The 19,751-nt window shown below is 64.8% G+C and carries 24 protein-coding genes; 1 reads left to right on the forward strand and 23 read right to left on the reverse strand.

The window, feature by feature from the left end; genetic code table 11:
* Positions 1–14 precede the first annotated feature (14 nt).
* Positions 15–1,211 (forward strand): Do family serine endopeptidase, encoded by a 1,197-nt coding sequence (locus AAHB16_RS17690; protein WP_150373560.1) that lies wholly within the window; start codon positions 15–17, stop codon positions 1,209–1,211.
* 675 nt (positions 1,212–1,886) lie between these two features.
* Here AAHB16_RS17690 and AAHB16_RS17695 read toward each other — a convergent pair.
* The 23 genes from AAHB16_RS17695 to mlaD all read right to left on the reverse strand — a co-directional run bounded on the left by AAHB16_RS17695 (position 1,887) and on the right by mlaD (position 19,747).
* On the reverse strand, positions 1,887–3,017 hold the full coding sequence (locus AAHB16_RS17695; RefSeq protein ID WP_223851367.1) for a porin: 1,131 nt from the start codon (positions 3,015–3,017) through the stop codon (positions 1,887–1,889).
* Between the two features lie 413 nt (positions 3,018–3,430).
* Complete coding sequence (gene tatC / locus AAHB16_RS17700) at positions 3,431–4,225, reverse strand: twin-arginine translocase subunit TatC (RefSeq protein WP_150373557.1); 795 nt, start codon at positions 4,223–4,225, stop codon at positions 3,431–3,433.
* Between the two features lie 59 nt (positions 4,226–4,284).
* Positions 4,285–4,830 carry a Sec-independent protein translocase protein TatB gene (gene tatB, locus AAHB16_RS17705; protein ID WP_342051598.1) on the reverse strand — a complete coding sequence of 182 codons (546 nt, stop codon included), beginning with the start codon at positions 4,828–4,830 and terminating at the stop codon, positions 4,285–4,287.
* 99 nt (positions 4,831–4,929) lie between these two features.
* On the reverse strand, positions 4,930–5,160 hold the full coding sequence (tatA, locus tag AAHB16_RS17710) for a Sec-independent protein translocase subunit TatA (protein ID WP_109585141.1): 231 nt from the start codon (positions 5,158–5,160) through the stop codon (positions 4,930–4,932).
* Positions 5,161–5,511: 351 nt separating this feature from the next.
* Complete coding sequence (locus tag AAHB16_RS17715; RefSeq protein WP_150373555.1) at positions 5,512–5,916, reverse strand: DUF4870 family protein; 405 nt, start codon at positions 5,914–5,916, stop codon at positions 5,512–5,514.
* Between the two features lie 65 nt (positions 5,917–5,981).
* On the reverse strand, positions 5,982–6,368 hold the full coding sequence (locus AAHB16_RS17720; RefSeq protein ID WP_150373554.1) for a phosphoribosyl-ATP diphosphatase: 387 nt from the start codon (positions 6,366–6,368) through the stop codon (positions 5,982–5,984).
* Positions 6,365–6,769 (reverse strand): phosphoribosyl-AMP cyclohydrolase, encoded by a 405-nt coding sequence (gene hisI, locus AAHB16_RS17725; RefSeq protein WP_109585138.1) that lies wholly within the window; start codon positions 6,767–6,769, stop codon positions 6,365–6,367. Before hisI ends, AAHB16_RS17720 begins: the two co-directional genes overlap by 4 nt.
* A 2-nt stretch (positions 6,770–6,771) precedes the next feature.
* The gene (gene hisF / locus AAHB16_RS17730; RefSeq protein WP_150373553.1) at positions 6,772–7,542 is read right to left on the reverse strand and encodes an imidazole glycerol phosphate synthase subunit HisF; all 771 of its coding nucleotides are present in this window, start codon (positions 7,540–7,542) and stop codon (positions 6,772–6,774) included.
* A 15-nt stretch (positions 7,543–7,557) separates the two neighbouring features.
* The gene (hisA, locus tag AAHB16_RS17735) at positions 7,558–8,301 is read right to left on the reverse strand and encodes a 1-(5-phosphoribosyl)-5-[(5-phosphoribosylamino)methylideneamino]imidazole-4-carboxamide isomerase (protein WP_150373552.1); all 744 of its coding nucleotides are present in this window, start codon (positions 8,299–8,301) and stop codon (positions 7,558–7,560) included.
* Positions 8,302–8,381: 80 nt separating this feature from the next.
* Positions 8,382–9,038, reverse strand: coding sequence for an imidazole glycerol phosphate synthase subunit HisH (hisH, locus tag AAHB16_RS17740; protein ID WP_150373952.1), 657 nt, complete (start codon positions 9,036–9,038; stop codon positions 8,382–8,384).
* The gene (locus tag AAHB16_RS17745) at positions 9,032–9,655 is read right to left on the reverse strand and encodes a YchE family NAAT transporter (RefSeq protein WP_150373551.1); all 624 of its coding nucleotides are present in this window, start codon (positions 9,653–9,655) and stop codon (positions 9,032–9,034) included. The genes hisH and AAHB16_RS17745 overlap by 7 nt, the downstream gene beginning before the upstream one ends.
* A gap of 78 nt (positions 9,656–9,733) precedes the next feature.
* A complete protein-coding gene (gene hisB / locus AAHB16_RS17750; RefSeq protein ID WP_010812330.1) occupies positions 9,734–10,321 on the reverse strand; it encodes an imidazoleglycerol-phosphate dehydratase HisB in 588 nt (195 codons plus the stop codon).
* Positions 10,322–10,328: 7 nt separating this feature from the next.
* Positions 10,329–11,429 carry a histidinol-phosphate transaminase gene (gene hisC, locus AAHB16_RS17755; protein ID WP_342051599.1) on the reverse strand — a complete coding sequence of 367 codons (1,101 nt, stop codon included), beginning with the start codon at positions 11,427–11,429 and terminating at the stop codon, positions 10,329–10,331.
* Between the two features lie 36 nt (positions 11,430–11,465).
* Positions 11,466–12,800 carry a histidinol dehydrogenase gene (gene hisD / locus AAHB16_RS17760; RefSeq protein WP_342051600.1) on the reverse strand — a complete coding sequence of 445 codons (1,335 nt, stop codon included), beginning with the start codon at positions 12,798–12,800 and terminating at the stop codon, positions 11,466–11,468.
* Positions 12,801–12,819: 19 nt separating this feature from the next.
* Positions 12,820–13,506, reverse strand: coding sequence for an ATP phosphoribosyltransferase (hisG, locus tag AAHB16_RS17765; RefSeq protein ID WP_150373548.1), 687 nt, complete (start codon positions 13,504–13,506; stop codon positions 12,820–12,822).
* A gap of 33 nt (positions 13,507–13,539) precedes the next feature.
* Complete coding sequence (gene murA, locus AAHB16_RS17770; RefSeq protein ID WP_150373547.1) at positions 13,540–14,790, reverse strand: UDP-N-acetylglucosamine 1-carboxyvinyltransferase; 1,251 nt, start codon at positions 14,788–14,790, stop codon at positions 13,540–13,542.
* Positions 14,791–14,809: 19 nt separating this feature from the next.
* Positions 14,810–15,070, reverse strand: a complete 261-nt coding sequence (locus AAHB16_RS17775) for a BolA family protein (RefSeq protein ID WP_150373546.1) — start codon at positions 15,068–15,070, stop codon at positions 14,810–14,812.
* 59 nt (positions 15,071–15,129) lie between these two features.
* Positions 15,130–15,951 (reverse strand): ABC transporter permease, encoded by an 822-nt coding sequence (locus tag AAHB16_RS17780; protein WP_150373545.1) that lies wholly within the window; start codon positions 15,949–15,951, stop codon positions 15,130–15,132.
* A complete protein-coding gene (locus tag AAHB16_RS17785; protein WP_150373544.1) occupies positions 15,948–16,898 on the reverse strand; it encodes an ABC transporter ATP-binding protein in 951 nt (316 codons plus the stop codon). Before AAHB16_RS17785 ends, AAHB16_RS17780 begins: the two co-directional genes overlap by 4 nt.
* Positions 16,899–17,128: 230 nt before the next feature.
* Complete coding sequence (locus AAHB16_RS17790; protein WP_150373543.1) at positions 17,129–17,437, reverse strand: STAS domain-containing protein; 309 nt, start codon at positions 17,435–17,437, stop codon at positions 17,129–17,131.
* 100 nt (positions 17,438–17,537) lie between these two features.
* Positions 17,538–18,179 (reverse strand): MlaC/ttg2D family ABC transporter substrate-binding protein, encoded by a 642-nt coding sequence (locus AAHB16_RS17795; protein ID WP_150373542.1) that lies wholly within the window; start codon positions 18,177–18,179, stop codon positions 17,538–17,540.
* A gap of 195 nt (positions 18,180–18,374) precedes the next feature.
* The gene (locus AAHB16_RS17800; RefSeq protein ID WP_150373541.1) at positions 18,375–19,199 is read right to left on the reverse strand and encodes an MlaA family lipoprotein; all 825 of its coding nucleotides are present in this window, start codon (positions 19,197–19,199) and stop codon (positions 18,375–18,377) included.
* Positions 19,196–19,747: an outer membrane lipid asymmetry maintenance protein MlaD gene (gene mlaD / locus AAHB16_RS17805; RefSeq protein ID WP_150373540.1), complete on the reverse strand. Its 552-nt coding sequence runs from the start codon at positions 19,745–19,747 to the stop codon at positions 19,196–19,198. Before mlaD ends, AAHB16_RS17800 begins: the two co-directional genes overlap by 4 nt.
* Between the last annotated feature and the right edge of the window lie 4 nt (positions 19,748–19,751).

The raw sequence follows: 19,751 nt of genomic DNA on the forward strand, positions 1-19,751 counted from the left end.
GTCCAATCTCCGATATGTTGCGCCGCTTCTGGCTGTTCTTCGCGCAGGCTGTCACCGTCGTGCTGGCCGTGTGGTTCGTCGTCGCCACACTGAAACCTGAGTGGCTGCAGCGGGGTCGCGTCGCCGTGCAATCCGGCTCGCCGATCGTGGCACTGAAGGAAGTCGTGCCCAATGTCGCCGGCAGCGCTGCCGAAGGGTCTTACAGCGATGCGGCAAGACTGGCCATGCCGGCCGTCGTCAATATTTTCACGAGCAAGAACGGCTCCAAGCGTTCCCGCAATCCGCAGGCGGAAGATCCGTGGTTCCGCTTCTTCTTCGGCGATCGTCCGCCCGAACAGCGGCAGGAGCCGGTCTCGAGCCTGGGTTCCGGCGTGATCGTCAGCGCGGAGGGCTACATTCTAACCAACCACCACGTCGTGGATGGCGCGGACGAGATCGAGATCGCGCTGACCGATGGCCGCAAGGCCAACGCGAAGGTCGTCGGTTCGGATCCCGAGACCGATCTGGCCGTGCTCAAGGTCACGCTCAAGGACCTGCCCGCCATTACGCTCGGCCGGCTCGAGAACGTCAAGGTGGGCGATGTGGTGCTGGCCATCGGCAACCCGTTCGGCGTCGGGCAGACCGTGACGATGGGTATCGTCTCCGCGTTAGGCCGCAGCCACCTCGGTATCAATACGTTCGAGAACTTCATCCAGACCGATGCGGCGATCAACCCGGGCAACTCGGGTGGCGCGCTGGTGGATGCCCAGGGCAATCTGCTCGGCATCAACACCGCGATCTATTCGCGCTCGGGCGGTTCGCTGGGGATTGGCTTTGCGATTCCGGTCTCCACGGCCAAGCAGGTGATGGAGTCGATCATCTCCACCGGCAGCGTGACGCGCGGGTGGATCGGAGTCGAGCCGCAGGACATGACACCCGAGATTGCCGAGTCGTTCGGCCTCGATGCGAAGGAAGGGGCGCTGATTGCGGCGGTGGTTCAGGGCGGCCCGGCTGACAAGGCCGGGGTCAGACCTGGCGATGTGCTGGTGTCGGTGGATAACCAGTCGATTACCGATACGACGGCGTTGCTGAACTCCATCGCCCAGCTGAAGCCGGGGGCGGAGATCAAGATGAAGGTGATTCGGCGCAGCAAGCCGGTGGATGTGGCGGTGACGATCGGCAAGCGGCCGCCACCGCCGCGGCGTGCGCTGCCGCTGGATGAGCCGGATTGAGGTGTGTTTCGGTAGCGGATGTGAAAAGCCAGGACGCTGTGTCCTGGCTTTTTTTTGGCTGTGGTTGCCGGAGAGATGGCTCGACGCGGTTCCCGCTTCCCGCTTCCCGCTTCCCGCTTCCCACTTCCCACTTCCCGCTTCCCGCTTCCCGCTTCCCGCTTCCCGCTTCCCGCTCCACGCTCCACGCTCCACCCTCCACGCTCCACGCTCCACGCTCCACGCCCACGCCCACGACCCACGACCCACGACCCACGACCCACGACCCACGCCCACGCCCCGGGCCCGGACCCGTGACCCGATCCTGTGACCCGGGCCTATGACCCGCGGTCCGAGAAGCCGGGGACCGGGACCGGGGGCCGGGGGCCGGGGGCCGGGAGCCGGGAGCTGGGAGCTGGGAGCTGGGAGCTGGGAGCCGGGAGCCGGGAGCCGGGAGCCGGGAGCTGGGAGCCGGGAGCCGGGAGCCGGGAGCCGGGAGCTGGGAGCTGGGAGCTGGGAGCTGGGAGCTGGGAGCTGGGAGCTGGAAGCTGGAAGCCGGGAGCCGGGACCGGTCGGCAGTCGTGCGAGCCTGCGCACCACCCCCCCCACGGGCATCCCACAAAACAAAACCCCGACATCCTCACGGATGCCGGGGTTTTGATTCAGCCCAATTCGATGCAGGCTTACGCCTGCGTCAAATTAGAACTTGTGGCGAACACCAACCACAGCGCCGAACTGGTTGGCCGAGCCGCTGGTCGCGCCGAAGCCCGAACCTGCTGCGCCCGAACCCGACAGACCCAGCGTCGAGCCATCCTTGTTCTTGGCGTATGCCAGGTTCAGGTAGGCGTCGGTACGCTTCGAGAAAGCGTAGTCCGTCGACACAACGAAGCTCCACGGATCAGCACCGGTGTTGCGGAAGTCTTGGTAGTAAGCCGCGCCCGTCAGCGACAGAGCCGGGGTCAGCTGGTAACCCAGGCCAGCCCAGTACAGGTTCGAGCGGTCAGCAGCAACTACGCCGTTAGCCAGCGTGCCGCCCGGCAGACGTGCGCCGTCCGAAGCCTTGGCGTAACGGTAGCCAGCGAACACCTTGGCCGGGCCGAAGGAGTACGTACCAGCAGCCGAAGCGCGGCGGATCTTGGCGTCAGGCGTACCGACGATACCAACGTTGGTTTCGTCATAGATCGCGCCCAGCGAGAACGGGCCAGCGTTGTACACCACGCTTGCGCTGTACTCACGGCCGGTGTGGTAGTTACCAGCCAGTTCGCCGGCGTTACCTTGGTAGATCGTGCCAGCGGTCGCGCCGGTGTTGCTACCGGTCGAGTACAGCAACTGGGTGGTCAGGCCACCGAACGTGCCGATGTACTTGACGGAGTTGTCAGCACGCGACTGGAACTCGGTACCTTGCGAGGTGATCGAGTAGTTCGTCGAAATGGCCATCGGGTCGAAGGCCAGACCGAAGTCATAGAACGGCGTTTGGTGACGGCCCAGGGTCAGGGTGCCGTACTGGCTCTGCACACCGACGAACGCTTGACGACCGAACAGACGGCCGCCTTGGCCCGACGTACCGGTGTCAACGCTGAAACCGCTTTCCAGCACGAAGACGCCCTTCAGGCCACCGCCGAGGTCTTCCACGCCACGCAGGCCCCAACGGCTGCCGGACATGTTGCCCGAGGTCAGGCGAACCACGTCGTGGCTGCCAGCAACGTTGGGCTGGTGGTTTTGGTATTCGATACCGGCGTCAACCACGCCGTACAGGGTCACGCTCGACTGGGCATACGCACCGCCGGCGGCCAGAGCGGCAACGGCAGCTGCAAACAGTTTCATCTTCATATCGACACTTTCCTTGTCAACTGATTGGGAAATCTTGGTTGCCCAAGTGCTTGGGCGACGCATTAACCTTCACGTCTGCGTCGTATTATGTGACAGGGGTCCCGCTCGCCAGAAGACTTTTTCGCCGTAAACACGGAATGCCGACGCGTTTTGTTGTCATGAAACAACAGCCCGGATGTGCACACCGGCCTTGCGTCTGCAGGAAATTTCCACGTCCCCGCGCCTTCCGCGCCGCATCTTCCGCCATGTGACCTGCGCAATGATGCAGCGCATGAAGCGCATCCAATCAATGACTTAGCTGCAGGTATCGGACGAATCCGTGGCTGCGAGGGGGCGGTGCGGAAGAAGGCGGGAGGGACGGTATACAGCGCAGACCGCGCGCGCCGGACACCGAGGCGTCCGGCGGACCGATATCACTCGGCCGGGGTCTCGCTGGCCGCCGGTTCGGCAACGGCGGGGGGCGTGATGAAGCGCGCGAGGATCAGCCCGAGCTCGTAGAGTGCGATAAGCGGCACAGCCAGCAGCAGCTGCGACAGCACATCCGGCGGCGTGACCACCGCGGCGATGATGAACGCGCCCACGATCACATAAGGACGGATCTGCTTGAGCTTGGCCAGCTCCACCACGCCAAAGCGCACGAGCACGACCACCACGACGGGCACCTCGAACGTGATGCCGAACGCCAGGAACGTCGTCATCGCGAAACTCAGGTACTTGTCGATGTCCGTGGACATCTCCGCCCCGAGCGGCGCGTTGTAGTGCGCCATGAAGTGGAACACCGTCGGAAAGACGAGGAAGTAGGCAAAGGCCACGCCGCACAGGAACAGCAGGTAGCTGCTCGAGACCAGCGGCATGATCAGCTTCTTCTCGTGCTGGTACAGGCCGGGCGCGACGAATTGCCAGATCTGGTACAGCACCCACGGCAGCGCGATCAGGAACGCCACCAGCAGCGTGACCTTCATCGGCACGAAGAACGAGCCCGTGACGTCCGTGACGATCATCTTGCCGCCCTTCGGCAGCGATTCCATCAGCGGCCGCGCGAACAGGTTGAAGATCAGGGGCGCCCAATAGACCAGGCTGACGAATACGAGGAGCACCCCGGCCACCGCCTTCACGAGCCGCTCGCGCAGCTCGATCAGGTGGGAGATGAAGGTTTCCTGCGCTTCGTCCTGAGGATTCTGGGGATCTGGGGAATGCGTGTCGCTCATGGCGTAAACCGCTCAGCCGCGCGGGCTGGATGCTTGTGGTCGGTGGGCGAGCTGCATGCCTATTCGAAGAAGGACCGCGCCGCGCCGCGGGCGGGGCGATGTCGCTTGACGCGCGCGGCGCCGGACTGCACCCACACGCGCGTGTTCTGCTGCCGCTTGAACCAGATGGGCCGCGCGCCCTGCTTCACGCGCCAGCTCTTGCGGCCATTGTGCGACTTGTGGGCAGCGTCCCACGACGGGACGAAGCCGAGACCCTCGCTGCTGCCGAACGGGCTGCCGCTGTCCGCGCCATCCGTGGCGTTGCCGTTCAGCGCGTCGCTGACGGCCTGCGCCTGATCCTTGACCTCCTGGTTGAGGTCGTTCACTTCCTTGTGGATCGTCTGCTCGACGTCGCGCGCCGCGCTCTCGAACTCCGTGCGCATCTTGCGCAGTTCGTCGAGTTCGACCTCGCGGCTGACTTCCGCCTTGACGTCATTGATATAGCGCTGCGCACGGCCGACCAGTGCGCCCACGGTGCGGGCCACCTTGGGCAGGCGCTCGGGACCGATCACGATCAGCGCCACGGCGCCGATCAGTGCCAGCTTGGAAATGCCGAGATCGATCATGCGGGCGTCGAACCTGGGACACAAGAAAAGCGGGCCACGCTGGGCGTGGCCGCCGGGGAGGCGGAAGACAAGGCGAATTGCAAGGAAGCTGCCGGCCGCTTACTGCTGGCGCGACTTTTCCTTGGCCTCGACGTCGATCGTGGTGGCGTCGCGCAACTCCTTGGCCGGGGCGTCGGCTTGCGCTTCCTTCTCGCCATCCTTCATGCCGTCCTTGAAACCCTTCACCGCGCCGCCCAGATCCTGGCCGATATTGCGCAGCTTCTTGGTACCGAACACGAGCATGACGATCACCAGCACGATCAGCCAGTGCCAAATGCTAAACGAACCCATTTCTTGCTCCTGATGAAGCCTCGAACGGCGATTGCGCCGTTCCGCCCCGAAATTACCGTCCTTCGAAGATCGCGCCGGACGACGGTTCCCGGCGTGACATCAGACCGGGAAACGACTTCCCGGCCCCCTTATTTGCACAGATTTGCCCTGCCTGCGCCTCGGGATCATGCAAAAAAACGCAATTATCCCGAGATTCCGTGAAGGTTTCGTTGCGGCTTGACGGAACATTACACCAGTGTGTTCTGTCACGCTGCCGCCGCGCGGGGCATCCGTTTCACAATTGCCAATTTACCAATCGGCCGCTGACCTGTCGCTGACCGATGGATTACGGTTTGTTAACCAAACCGAACCCTACCGGCCGGCGTACTCGGCGGGGCCCCGGTACATGGGCTTGTTATCGTTCAGATACAACCAACCCTTGACGATACGGTAAAGCATCCACAACGACAATACGCTCCACATGGCAATCGCCAGCGGGAACAGCAAAACGGTGATTGCAAAGACCCCGCTGAGGGCCATCCACCCCAGATACCACCAGAACGTCCGGATCTGCCACGCGAAGTGCGAGGCGTAGAGCGTGCCGTGGGTATCGTCGCGCTTGACGTAGTTGATGACGATCGCGATCAGCGCCGTCACGCCACCGGTGATCCAGAAGATCGCGTACAGCGCGTACAGGATGTGGGTCAGCTTGCGCAGGCTGTCCAGCTCCGCGCCATCGGGAGTCGTCGTCACCTGCCCGGTAAAGTCGTTAGCCATCGTCGCACTCCTCCTTGCCTGGTAGCCTGGTAAGGCCTCACAGCCTCTACCTTACTCCTCCGGCGTCACTCCTTGCGACTGGCCTTCTCCTCGAGCCCGGACATGCCCTCGCGGCGCGCCAGCTCGTGGATCACGTCGGCCGGGGTCAGGCCGAACTTCGCGAGCAGGACCATGCTGTGGAACCACAGGTCGGCCACCTCGTAGACGACCTTGCCCGTGGCCTCGGCCGTCAGGCCCGCCGCGCGCGCGTCCTTGGCGGCCATGACCGTCTCGGTCGCTTCCTCGCCAATCTTCTTCAGGATGGCGTCGTCGCCCTTGTGGAACAGCTTGGCGGCGTACGACTTGTCGGGGTCGCCGCCGTTCTCGGGCTTGCGGGACTCCAGCGTGGCGGCGACGCGCGCAAGCACGTCCGCCGCGTTCGGGCCCGCTGCATCGGGTTGCGGGGCGCTCATGGCTTGGCGTAGATGGTGGACGGATCCTTGAGCACGGGCTCGACGGTCTGCCAGTCCCCGCTCTCGACATCGCCCTCGAACTTCTGGAAGAAGCACGAGTGACGGCCCGTGTGGCAGGCGATGCTGTCCACCTGCGTGACCTTCAGCAGCACCACGTCCTCGTCGCAGTCCAGGCGAATCTCGTGCACCTTCTGCACGTGACCGGACTCCTCGCCCTTGTGCCACAGACGCTTGCGCGAGCGCGACCAGAACACGGCCTCGCCGAGCTCGACGGTCCGCTGCAGCGCGTCGCGATTCATGAATGCGAACATCAGCACGTCGTTCGAGCCGACTTCCTGGACGATGACGGGCACCAGCCCGTTGTCGTCCCACTTCACTTTATTCAGCCACTTCTTTGCCATGATCACGTCCGCATCGGGATGCCCTGCCGGGCCATGAATTCCTTCGCTTCACCGACGGTGTGCTGGCCGTAGTGAAAAATGCTCGCCGCCAGTACCGCGTCGGCGCGGCCCACGGTAATGCCATCGGCCAGATCCTGCAGGCCGCCGACACCCCCCGATGCAATAACGGGAATCGACACCGCGTCGCTGACAGCGCGCGTGAGTTCGAGGTCGAAGCCGCTCTTCGTTCCGTCGCGGTCCATGCTCGTGAGCAGCAGCTCGCCGGCGCCGCGTTCGGCCATCTGGCGCGCCCACGCCACCACGTCGAGCCCGGTGGCCTTGCGGCCGCCATGCGTGAACACTTCCCAGCGCGGCGGCTCGCCCGGCGCGGAACTGCGCTTGGCGTCGATGGCCACGACGATGCACTGCGAGCCGTACTTGCCCGTGGCATCCGACACCAGCTGCGGATTCGCGATGGCCGACGAGTTGACGCTGATCTTGTCCGCGCCCGCATTGAGCAGGCGGCGCACGTCCTCGACGGCGCGCACGCCACCGCCCACCGTCAGCGGAATGAACACCTGCGAAGCCACGGCCTCGATGATGTGCAGAATCAGGTCGCGGCCGTCGCTGGTCGCGGTGATGTCGAGGAAAGTGATTTCGTCGGCGCCCTGCTCGTCGTAGCGGCGAGCGATTTCAACCGGGTCGCCAGCGTCGCGCAACTCTAGGAAGTTGACGCCCTTGACCACCCGCCCGTTCGTGACGTCCAGGCAGGGGATGATGCGTTTGGCTAGCATGCGTGCGTATAAAAATTACTCGGCGCCGAGGACGTCGGCGCGCGCCTGGGCGTCGGCAAAATTGAGGTCGCCCGAGTAGATCGCGCGACCGCAGATCACGCCCTCCACCCCTTCGCGCTCCACCTGGCACAGGCGTTCGATATCGGTGAGGTTCGAGAGGCCGCCGCTGGCAATGACCGGAATCGACATCGACTGCGCGAGCTTGACCGTCGCGTCGATATTGATGCCCTGGAGCATGCCGTCGCGGCCGATGTCGGTGTAGATGATCGCTTCCACGCCGTAGTCCTCGTACTTGCGCGCGAGATCCACCACCTCGTGGCCGGTCAGCTTGCTCCAGCCGTCGGTCGCCACCTTGCCGTCCTTGGCGTCGAGCCCGACGATGATGTGGCCGCCGAACGCGGAGCACGCGTCCTTGAGGAAACCGGGATTCTTGACCGCGGCGGTGCCGATGATCACGTAGGACAGGCCATCGTCGAGCCAGCGCTCGATCGTATTCAGGTCACGGATGCCACCACCGAGCTGCACCGGAATCTCGTCGCCGACTTCGGCGATGATCGCCTTGATCGCGGCTTCGTTGCGGGGCTTGCCCACAAAGGCACCATTGAGGTCGACGAGATGGAGGCGGCGCGCGCCCTGGTCCACCCAGTGACGTGCCATGGCGGCGGGATCTTCGGAAAAGACGGTGGCCTGGTCCATGTCGCCTTGTTTGAGGCGTACACACTGACCGTCCTTCAGGTCGATGGCCGGAATGAGCAACATATGCGTGACGAGCGAGGTTGTGTAAAAAAGAAAAAATGAAAGCAGGGCCGCCGCAATGACGGCCTTCGATCAGGAGTACTTCAGGGATTCCAGTGCACGAAGTTCCGGTATAGCTGCAAACCCATCGCTGCGCTCTTCTCGGGGTGGAACTGCGTGGCAAAAATATTATCGCGTGCTACCGCGCTGGTAAACACGACACCGTATTCGGTCTCCCCGGCGGTATCGGCCGGGTCCTGCGCATGCACGTAGTAGCTGTGCACGAAATAGAACCAGCTGTTGTCCGGAACGCCCTGCCAGATCGGGTGCTCCCGCGTCTGACGCACACGGTTCCAGCCCATCTGCGGCACCTTGAAGCGCGAACCGTCCGCCTGCAACTGGCCTTCCAGCTCGAAACGGATGACCTCACCGGGCATCAGTCCGAGGCACGGCGTGGCCGCGTCGCCAGGACGACTTTCGGTGCTGCGGTCGAACAGCATCTGTTCGCCAACGCACACACCGAACATCGGCTTGTTGGCGGCCGCTTCGATCACCGCTTCCTGCAGGCCCGACGCGCCGAGCGCACCCATGCAATCCGGCATGGCGCCCTGGCCCGGCAGGACCACACGGTCCGCCGCGCGAATCTGCTCGGGGCGGTCCACGACCTGGACATTCGCCTCCGGCGCCGCGGCGCGCAGCGCCTGCGCCACCGAGCGCAGGTTGCCCATGCCGTAATCCACAATAGCTATGGTAGTCATGATTTCAAAACAGGCAAAAGGGTCTTCAGCCCGTCCACGATGAATTCCACGGCCAGCGCCGACAGGATCAGCCCCATCAGGCGCGTGCCGATATTGATGCCGGTACGGCCAATCACCCGCGCGATCGGATCGGCCGCGCGAAACGTCATGTACACCACGCCGCCAAGCACGATGCCGATGCCGACGAGAATCAGCAACTGGTACCAGTGCTGCGTCTTGCCCGCATACACGATGACCGTGCTGATCGATCCCGGCCCGGTCAGCAGCGGCAGCGCCAGTGGCACCACCGCAATGCTCGCCTTGGCTTCCGCCTCGTCCTCTTCCTCGGGCGTGGCGCGCGTACGGCCTGCCTGCGCGTTGATCATGTTCATGGCCATCATGATCATGATCAGTCCACCGCCCACCTGCAGCGAGGCCACCGAGATATTGAAGAACTCGATGATCTGCTGCCCCAGCAGCGCCGACACCCCCACGACGATCGCCACCGAGACCGATGCGGTCTTGATCGTCCGCATCTTCTCGGCCTCGGTCTGCTGACTCGTCAGGCTGATGAAGAACGGGATCGCCCCGATCGGATTGATCAGCGCCAGCAGCGAGATAAATGACTTGAGCGTGTCCATGGTTGCGGTCGGTCGCGAACGATCGGCAGCGCCGCAACCAGCCGGCTCGCCAGACAGGTGTCCTGGGGAAGTTTCCCGTTAGAGCGTACCCTTGGTCGAAGGAATCGTGTTGGCCGCGCGCGGGTCCAGCTCCACCGCCATGCGCAGCGCACGGCCGAAGGCCTTGAACACCGTCTCGCATTGATGGTGCGCATTGATGCCACGCAGGTTGTCGATATGGAGCGTCACGCCGGCATGATTGACGAAGCCGCGGAAGAACTCGATGGTCAGGTCGACGTCGAAGCTGCCCACACGGGCGCGCGTGAACGGCACGTGGAATTCCAGGCCCGGACGGCCCGAGAAGTCGATGACCACGCGCGACAGGCATTCGTCCAGCGGCACGTAGCTGTGCCCATAACGGGTGATGCCCTTCTTGTCGCCGATCGCGCGGGCGACGGCCTGCCCGAGGGTAATGCCCACATCCTCGACCGTGTGATGGTCGTCGATATGGGTGTCGCCGGTGGCTTCGACCTCGAGGTCGAACATGCCATGGCGGGCGATCTGATCCAGCATGTGGTCGAGGAACGGTACGCCGGACGCCAGTTTCTGGCGACCGGAACCGTCGAGATTCAGCGAAACGCGGATCTGCGTTTCCGAGGTATTGCGGGTGACCTCTGCAACACGCATGGTGGTGTTAATCCTGCAACGAAGCGACAAAGGCTTCCATGAACTGCGCGTTTTCTTCGGGCGTGCTGACCGTCACGCGCAGACAGTTGGCCAGCAATGCGTGCATTTTACTCACGTTCTTGATCAGTACCTTGCGGGAAACGAGACGTTCGAACGTCTGTGCCGCATCCGGCACGCGAATCAACAGGAAGTTGGCGTCGCTCGGGAACACCGTCACGCCCGGCAGCGCGGCCAGTTGCGCGGCCAGAATGGTGCGCTGCTCCCGCAGGCTGGCGGCCTGTTCGTCGAGCACGTCCACATGTTCCAGCGCGAACAGCGCGGTGGCTTCGGTCAGCACGTTGATGTTGTACGGCGGACGCACCTTGTCGAACTGCTCCATCCATGCCGGCGAGCCGGCCATATAGCCAAGGCGGATGCCGGCCAGACCCAGCTTGGACACGGTGCGCATGACCACCAGGTTGCCGAAGTCCGCGAGGCGCGGCATCCAGCTGTCCTGCGCGAACGGCTGGTAGGCCTCGTCCACGACCACGAGGCTGTTGCACACGTCGCCATTGGCCGCGCGCACGATCACTTCCATGTCCTCGGCGTTGAACAGGTTCCCGGTCGGATTGTTCGGGTACGCGAGGTAGATGATCGCCGGCTGTTCCTCGGCCATCTTCCGCAGCATCCGCGCGCGGTCGAGCGTCAGATCCTCGCGCAGCGGCACGCCGATAAACTCGAGGCCCGCGAACTGCGCGGAAATCGCGTACATCACGAAGCCCGGCACGGGCGCCATCACCTTCGCGCCCGGCTTTGCGGCCGCCATCGCGATGATGCTGATCAGTTCGTCGGAACCGTTGCCGAGCAGGATCTCCATGCCGGCCGGCACCTGCATCACGGACTTCAGCTTCGCACGCAGGGCCTCGCTGGTCGGCACCGGGTAGCGGTTCAGCGCAACCTCCGACAGCCGCTTGCCGAGCTGTTCGCGCAGTTCGGGCGGCAGGCGGTACGGGTTCTCCATCGCGTCCAGCTTCACCAGACCGTGCGAATCCGGCACGTGGTAGGCGCCCATGGCGCGTACATCGTCACGGATGATTCGGTCGATCAGGGAAGGCGCTGCGGCTGACATGAAAATCCTCTGTAGATCAGTAATGGGTGGAAAAACTTAGCGTTTGAAACGGTATTCGGCGCTGCGGGCATGCGCCTGCAGGCCTTCGCCATAGGCGAGCTCGGCGGCGATCTGGCCCAGCATCTGCGCGCCGCCCTCGCTGACCTCGATCAGGCTCGAGCGCTTCTGGAAGTCGTAGACGCCCAGCGGCGACGAGAATCGCGCGGTGCGCGAGGTGGGCAGCACGTGGTTCGGACCCGCGCAGTAGTCGCCGAGCGACTCGCTCGTGTAGCGGCCCAGGAAGATCGCGCCCGCGTGGCGGATCTTCTCGCTCCACTGGCGCGGATTCTCGGCCGAGATCTCGAGGTGCTCGGGCGCAATCGCGTTGGCGATCTCGCAGGCTTCTTCCATGTCGCGCACCTTGATCAGCGCGCCGCGGCCGGACAGCGACGCGGCGATGACCTGGCGGCGCGGCATGGTACCGAGCTGGCGCTGGATGCTGGCTTCCACGCGGTCGATGTACGCGGCGTCGGGGCACAGCAGGATCGACTGGGCGAGTTCGTCGTGCTCGGCCTGCGAGAACAGATCCATCGCGACCCAGTCCGGATCGGTGGTGCCGTCGCAGATAACGAGGATTTCCGACGGGCCCGCGATCATGTCGATACCGACCGTGCCGAACACGCGGCGCTTGGCCGCGGCCACATAGGCATTGCCGGGACCGACGATCTTGTCCACCTGCGGAATCGTCGCGGTACCGAACGCGAGCGCGCCCACGGCCTGCGCGCCGCCGATCGTGAACACGCGGTCCACGCCCGCGATCTGCGCGGCGGCCAGCACCAGTTCGTTGCGCACGCCGCCAGGCGTGGGCACGACCATGATCACTTCCTTCACGCCGGCGACGCGCGCGGGAATCGCGTTCATCAGCACGGACGACGGGTACGCGGCCTTGCCGCCGGGCACGTACAGGCCCACGCGGTCCAGCGGGGTCACCTTCTGGCCCAGCATGGTGCCGTCGGCCTCGGTGTATTCCCAGCTATGGCTGCCGCATTCGATCTTCTGCTTCTCGTGGTAGGCGCGCACGCGTGCCGCGGCGGCTTCCAGCGCCGCGCGGCGCTTGGGTTCGAGCTCTTCCAGCGCAGCTTCGAGTTCGGCCTGCGACAGTTCCAGCGCGGTCAGCGATGCCGCTTCCACGCGGTCGAAACGGGCCGTGTATTCGAGCACCGCGTCGTCGCCGCGCGCGCGCACGTCGGCCAGGATCTGCGCGGCGGCGCGATCGATGGCCTCGTCCTCGCCCGCCTCGAACGCCAGCACCTGGCGCAGCGCCGTGGCAAAGCCGGGTTCGGTGGAGTCGAGCCGGCGGATCGACAGGTTGTCCATATCGGTTTCGTTCATGACTTCCTTCCTCGCAACCTCAAGCCATCGCCGCCGAGGCCGCTTCGAACGCTTCGAGAATCGGCGCAAGGCGTTCGCGCTTGAGTTTCAGCGCGGCCTGGTTCACGACCAGCCGCGACGAGATCTGCATGATCTCCTCGACCTCGACCAGATTGTTCGCGCGCAGCGTGCCGCCGGTGCTCACGAGGTCGACGATCGCGTCGGACAGGCCCACGAGCGGGCCCAGTTCCATCGATCCATACAGCTTGATCAGATCCACGTGCACGCCCTTCTTGGCAAAGTGCTCGCGCGCGGTCTGCACGTATTTGGTTGCCACCGCGAGACGCGCCCCCTGGCGCACCGCGTTCGCGTAGTCGAATCCCGCCGGCACCGCCACGGACATGCGGCAGCGCGCGATATTGAGATCGATCGGCGCATACAGGCCCGTCATGCCATGCTCGAGCAGCACATCCTTGCCGGCCACGCCGAAGTCGGCGGCGCCGTACTGCACGTACGTCGGCACGTCCGAGGCGCGCACGATGATCACGCGCACGGCCGGATCGGACGTCGGCAGGATCAGCTTGCGCGAGGTCTCCGGATCTTCGGTCACGTGGATACCCGCGGCTTCGAGCAGCGGCAGGGTCTCCGTGAAGATACGGCCCTTGGACAGCGCCAGCGTCAACTGACCGGACGTGGCATTGAGCGAGGCAAAAGCAGCGGGACTCATCGAATTCTTCTCTATCTTGTTCTGTGGGGCGCGTCAGGAGATACGGCGGATCTTGGCGCCCACCGCGGACAGCTTGTCTTCCATGCGATCGTAGCCACGGTCGAGATGGTAGATGCGATCGATGACGGTATCGCCTTCGGCCACGAGGCCCGCGATCACGAGGCTCGCCGATGCGCGCAGGTCCGTCGCCATCACGGTGGCACCCGAGAGACGCGGCACGCCGGTCACCACGGCGGTATTGCCTTCGGCCGTGATGTTCGCGCCGAGCCGGTTCAGCTCCTGCACGTGCATGAAGCGGTTTTCGAAGATCGTCTCGGTGATCCGCGCCGTGCCTTCCGCCACCGCATTCAGCGCCATGAACTGGGCCTGCATGTCGGTCGGGAACGCCGGGTACTCGGAGGTGCGGAAGCTCACGGCCTGCGGACGGGTCGGCATGGCCAGCTTGATCCAGTTGTCGCCGGTCTCGATCTGCGCACCGGTCTCGCGCAGCTTGGCGAGCACGGCGTCGAGGATCAGCGGCGGAACGTCGCGCAGCACGACATTGCCGAGCGTCGCGGCGGCCGCGCACAGGAATGTGCCGGCCTCGATGCGATCGGCCACGACCGAATGCGTGGCGCCATGCAGGCGCTCCACGCCCTGGATGACCAGGCGATCGGTGCCGATCCCCTCGATGCGCGCGCCCATGGCGACGAGCAGGTTCGCGAGGTCGGTCACTTCGGGTTCGCGCGCGGCGTTCTCGAGCACCGTTTCGCCTTCGGCCAGCGTCGCGGCCATCAGCAGGTTCTCGGTGCCCGTCACGGTAATCATGTCCGTCACCACGCGCGTGCCCTTGAGGCGCGACGCGCGGGCATGGATAAAGCCATGCTCGATCGAGATCTCGGCGCCCATCGCCTGCAGGCCCTTGATGTGCTGATCGACCGGACGCGCGCCAATGCCGCAGCCGCCCGGCAGCGACACGCGTGCCTCGCCGAAGCGCGCGACCAGCGGGCCGAGCACGAGAATCGACGCACGCATGGTCTTGACCAGGTCGTACGACGCCTCGGGCAGGTTCACGTCCGCGCCGTTGAGCGTGGCGCGCGCGCCATCGAGCTCCGCGCGCATGCCCATCTGGCGCAGCAGCTTGAGCATCGTGCGCACGTCCTGCAGATTGGGCACGTTGTCGATGATCACGTCATCGGCGGTCAGCAGACCCGCGCACAGGATCGGCAGCGCGGCATTCTTCGCGCCCGAGACCCGGATCTCTCCGGACAGCGGGCCATTGCCCTGAATCTGGAATTTGTCCATGTTCGATCGTTATGTCTGGTTACTGCTGGCCTGCGCCAGCCTGCCCCGCGCTCCATTCGGCGGGCGTCAGCGTCTTCATCGACAGCGCGTGGATCTCCGCGCGCATGCGGTCGCCCAGCGCCGCGTACACGCGCTGGTGCCGCTGGATCAGGCGCTTGCCGTCGAACTCCGCGCTCACGATCGTCGCGAAGAAGTGCTGGCCGTCGCCCTCGACCTCCAGATGGTCGCAGGGCAATCCTTGGGCAATGTAGTCCCTGACTTGTTCCGGTGTGGGCAGCATCTCTGTCTCTTGTAAAACTTCCAAATTCGGTGGTGCGGTGCGTCGGGCAATCGCCCCGTTCAGTGCCGCAGCTTGTATCCGGTGCGCAGCATCCGCAGCGCGAGCGCCGCGAGCACCACGAACGCCACGCTCACCACGGCCAGGCTGAACAGCGGCGATACGTCCGACTGGCCAAAGAAGCCGTAGCGGAACCCGTCGATCATGTAGAAGAACGGGTTGGCATGCGACACCGCCTGCCAGAACGGCGGCAGGCTATGAATCGAATAGAACACGCCTGCCAAGAAGGTGGCCGGCATGATCAGAAAATTCTGAAACGCCGCGAGCTGATCGAACTTCTCGGCCCAGATCCCGGCAATCAGCCCCAGCGTGCCGAGAATGCCGGCACCGAGGACCGCGAACACGAGCACCCAGCCGATACTGGCCAGATGCAGCGGCGCAAGCAGGCCCGTCACGATCAGCACGCCCAGCCCCACGCTGATACCGCGGATGACCGAGGCGGTGACATAGGCGCCGAACATCTCCCAGTGCGACAGCGGCGGCAGCATGATGAACACGAGGTTGCCCGTGATTTTCGACTGGATCAGTGACGACGAACTGTTCGCGAACGCGTTCTGCAACACGCTCATCATCACGAGCCCGGGCACGAGGAACGCGGTGTAGCTGATGCGGTCGTACACCTCCACGCGCCCTTCGAGCACATGGCCGAAGATCAGCAGGTACAGCACCGCCGTCATCACCGGTGCCGCCACAGTCTGGAAGGCAACCTTCCAGAAGCGCAACACCTCCTTGTAGAGCAGCGTGCGAAAGCCCACGAATCCGCCCACGGACATGGCCGACAGGCGCGCATTCTCGGCCAGTTCGATTTCCGCCGGCGTCTTCATGCTGCGGCCTCCATCGCGGTGGCCGGCGTCGAGCCGGGCATGTGCCCCTCGCGGCGCATGATCTGGACGAACACGTCCTCGAGGTCGGCCTTGCTCACTTCCATGTCTTCGATCTCGCAACCGGCCTCGCGCAGCGCGGCCAGGATGGGTTCCACGGCCTCGTAGCCCGAGAGGCGCAGCCGATGGGCGCGCTCTCCGGGGTTGGCGGGCATGCGCAGGGCTTCGAGCGCAGCAGGCAGAACGCCACGCGAGAGGGTGAGTACCAACTGCAGCCCCGCGAACTGATTGAGCAGGCTGCTCGTGCGATCGAGCGCGACCACCTCGCCGAACTTGAGCATCGCGATGCGATCGCACAGCGCTTCGGCTTCCTCGAGGTAATGCGTGGTCAGGATGATCGTATGGCCCTCGCGGTTCAGGCGCGAGATGAACTTCCACAGCGTCTGGCGCAGTTCCACGTCCACGCCCGCGGTCGGCTCGTCGAGCACGATCACAGGCGGACGGTGCACGAGCGCCTGCGCCACGAGCACGCGGCGCTTCATGCCGCCCGAGAGCTGGCGCATGTTGCTATCGGCCTTGTTCGTGAGATCGAGGTTGGCCATGATCTCGTCGATCCAGTCGTCGTTGTTGCGCATGCCGAAGTAACCGGACTGCAGCCGCAGCGTCTCGCGGACCGTGAAGAACGGGTCGAACACGAGTTCCTGCGGCACCACGCCGAGCATGCGGCGCGCCATGCGGTAGTCGCCCACCACATCGTGGCCCAGCACCTGGATACGGCCCGAATCCGCGCGATTGAGGCCCGCGAGAATCGAGATCAACGTGGTCTTGCCCGCGCCGTTCGGGCCGAGCAGACCAAAAAACTCACCTTGCTCGACGGTGAAACTGACGCCCTTGAGCGCTTGCAGACTGCGGTAGCGCTTGCGAACGTCGGTGATTTCGATGGCTTTCATGGCCGAATGTCTTGTGACGGGTCCGCTTTCGGGACCGGCCTGGCTTGGAGTTTGGAGCCCCCGGGTCTGCCGCGCAGCACCTGGCGGAACGATGTCAGGGGCATGTGGGGGCGAATAACCCGGAATTATAGGGGATGAGGGATAGGTCCCGCTCCGGACCCACCGCCGGGGCATCGCTTGGGCTGGCGCACCGCTGTTTCAGGTACGTCGCGCAGCCAAGGGATGCCGGTTCAATGTCGGTGGTGGCCTTGGGGGTGGGCGCCGTCCGAGGGCAGGCCCGATGCCAGGCCGATCAGGCCCGCGACGCCATAGAGCGCGGCCAGCTCGCCGAGCTGCGGCGGCACGTTGACGATCGAGAGCGTCTGGCCACGGCCCGCGGCCGCGCGCTGCCAGCCGAGCAGCACGGCGACGGCCGACGAATCGACATGCGTGAGGCCCGCGCAATCCACCGCGACATCGCCCTGCGCCACGCGCGCCAGCCCGTCACGCAGCACGGCGGCGGCGTTCTGGTTGGTCAGCGAGGTTCCGAGCGAAAGCATCGATATTCAGCAGTTGGGAAGCCAACACGGAGAAGTAAAAACGCCCGTGGCAGGCCACGGGCGTTTCGGGCACGAAAGCCCATTGTACGCGAAGTCGCTGTTACTTGGCGTTCGCGAGCTGCTTGTTGCGGTCCTGCAGGGTCTTGATGACGCCATCGATGCCCTGCTGCGTCACGATCGTGTTGAAGCTGCCCTTGTAGGCCTCGGTCAGCCACGCGCCCAGCACGTTGATGTCGTAGACCTTCCAGCCCTCGGGCGTCTTCTCCAGGCGGTAATCCATCTGGATCGGCTCGCCCTTGTTGATCACCTGCGTGCGGATGGTCGCGTCGGTGTCGTCGGCAGTGCCGCGATACGGACGGTATTGCACGGCCTGGTCGCGAATCTGCGCGATGGCGCCCGCGTAGGTGCGGATCAGCAGCGTCTTGAACTGGTCGGTGATGACCTTTTGCTGCTCCGGCGAAGCCTTCGACCAGTTACGGCCCATCGCGATCTGCGTGGTCTTCTCGAAATTGGCATGCGGCAGGATCTTCTGTTCGACGAGCTGCGTGATCTTGCCGATATTGCCGGCCTGCATGTCCTTGTCGCTCTTCACGGTGTTCATGACGTCGGTCACGACGGCCTTGACCAGGCCATCGGGCGTGGCGGCGGCATCGGCGGAAACCTGGGCCTGTGCGGCGCTGGTGAATGCGACACCAGACAGCGCGATAACGGTGAGGAACGGGGCCAACAGTCGCTTCAGCATGAGCGTTTTCCTTTCTATCTTGTGCGGGTCGTGGGGACAACCGGCCAACGCACGCATTGAAACACAGGCATCCACGCTGTGCGTTGCCACAGCGGGACCACTAAGGGCTTGGACGCCACTTCCATACAATTTGTTTCCGCGCTCACATCACCTTCACAGGTGGGGGGCGATCGAGCGCCCTAACGCCCGCGGGCGTCAGCGGCCAAAGCGGAAACCGGGGTTGCCGGGCACGAGGCGCCCGGCCGGCGAGGCAGGCAGCGCCTGCTGGTCGCCTTGCTTGCCGCCATCGGCCGGCGCGCCTTCTTCGTCGTCACCGCCTGGCGGGTTGCCGTCGTAGATCAGGTATTCGCGGCGCTGCAGGTACGAGTCCCGCAGAAACGCGTAACGGTCCAGCGCGGCGGCATCGATCAGGCTGGTCGCGGCCAGCAGCTGGGAACGCCCGTCCACGACGCGCACGCCCGACACCGCATAGCGTGCCCAGACCGGATAGATATACGAGGTGGGATCCATGAGCCGGTCCACGACCATCCCGCCCGTATCGCGCACGGTGCTCGGGCCGAACAGCGGGAGCACGAGGTACGGGCCCGGCGGCACGCCCCATACGCCCAGCGTCTGGCCGAAGTCTTCCTTGTACTTGGGCAGGCCGCCCGGCGTGGCGATGTCGATCAGGCCGCCGATCCCGAGAATCGTATTGATGGCCACGCGCATCGTGTCCTCGGCCGCGCGCGAGGGCTTGCCCTGCAGCAGGTTGTTCACCGCCGAGTAGACATCGCTGACGTTCGAGAACACGTTGCCGATCGCCGTGCGGATCGGCGACGGCACGTAGTCGGCATAGGTCTGCGCCGCAGGCTTCAGCGCGTACTTGTCGATCTCGTCGTTGACGCGCGACACCCCGCGGTTGAACGGTTCGAGCGGATCTTTCGGATTGGCGTCGGGACCGGTTGCACAGCCCGACAGTAACGCAGCGGCGGCAAAGGTTGCCGTCGCGATCAGTTTTCGGGAGCGGACGGCGCGTTTCATTTCGCACCCCCGTTCGTGCCCGGCGCGGCCGGCAGCGCGGCGGCGCCCGATGCCGCCGGGGCCGCGGGCGCGGTGCTGCCACCGCCGGCGCCCGAGTCGGCCGCCTTGTTGTACAGGAACTGGCCGATCAGGTTCTCGAGCACCACCGCGGATTGCGTCATCGTGATCTTGCTGTTATCGGCGAGCATCTTCGTGTCGCCGCCGGCTTCCAGCCCGATGTACTGCTCGCCGAGCAGACCCGAGGTCAGGATCTTGGCCGACGTGTCCTTCGGGAACTGGTAGCGCTTGTCGATGTTCAGCTCCACCGTCGCGAGGTAGCTCTGGTCGTCGAAGCGGATCTCGGCCACGCGGCCCACCACCACGCCGGCACTCTTGACCGGCGCGCGCGCCTTGAGGCCGCCGATATTGTCGAAGTCGGCCCGCACGCGGTAGGTCTGCTCGAACGAAAACGAGCTCAGGTTGCCGGCCTTCAGCGCGAGGAACAGCAACGCGGCAAACCCCGCCACCACCAGCAGCCCCACCCAGAAATCGAGGGAATTTTTCTTCATGCGA

The sequence above is a fragment of the Cupriavidus sp. OTU4054 genome, assembly GCF_038440175.1.
In the GTDB taxonomy this organism is placed as follows: Bacteria; Pseudomonadota; Gammaproteobacteria; order Burkholderiales; family Burkholderiaceae; genus Cupriavidus; species Cupriavidus pauculus_D.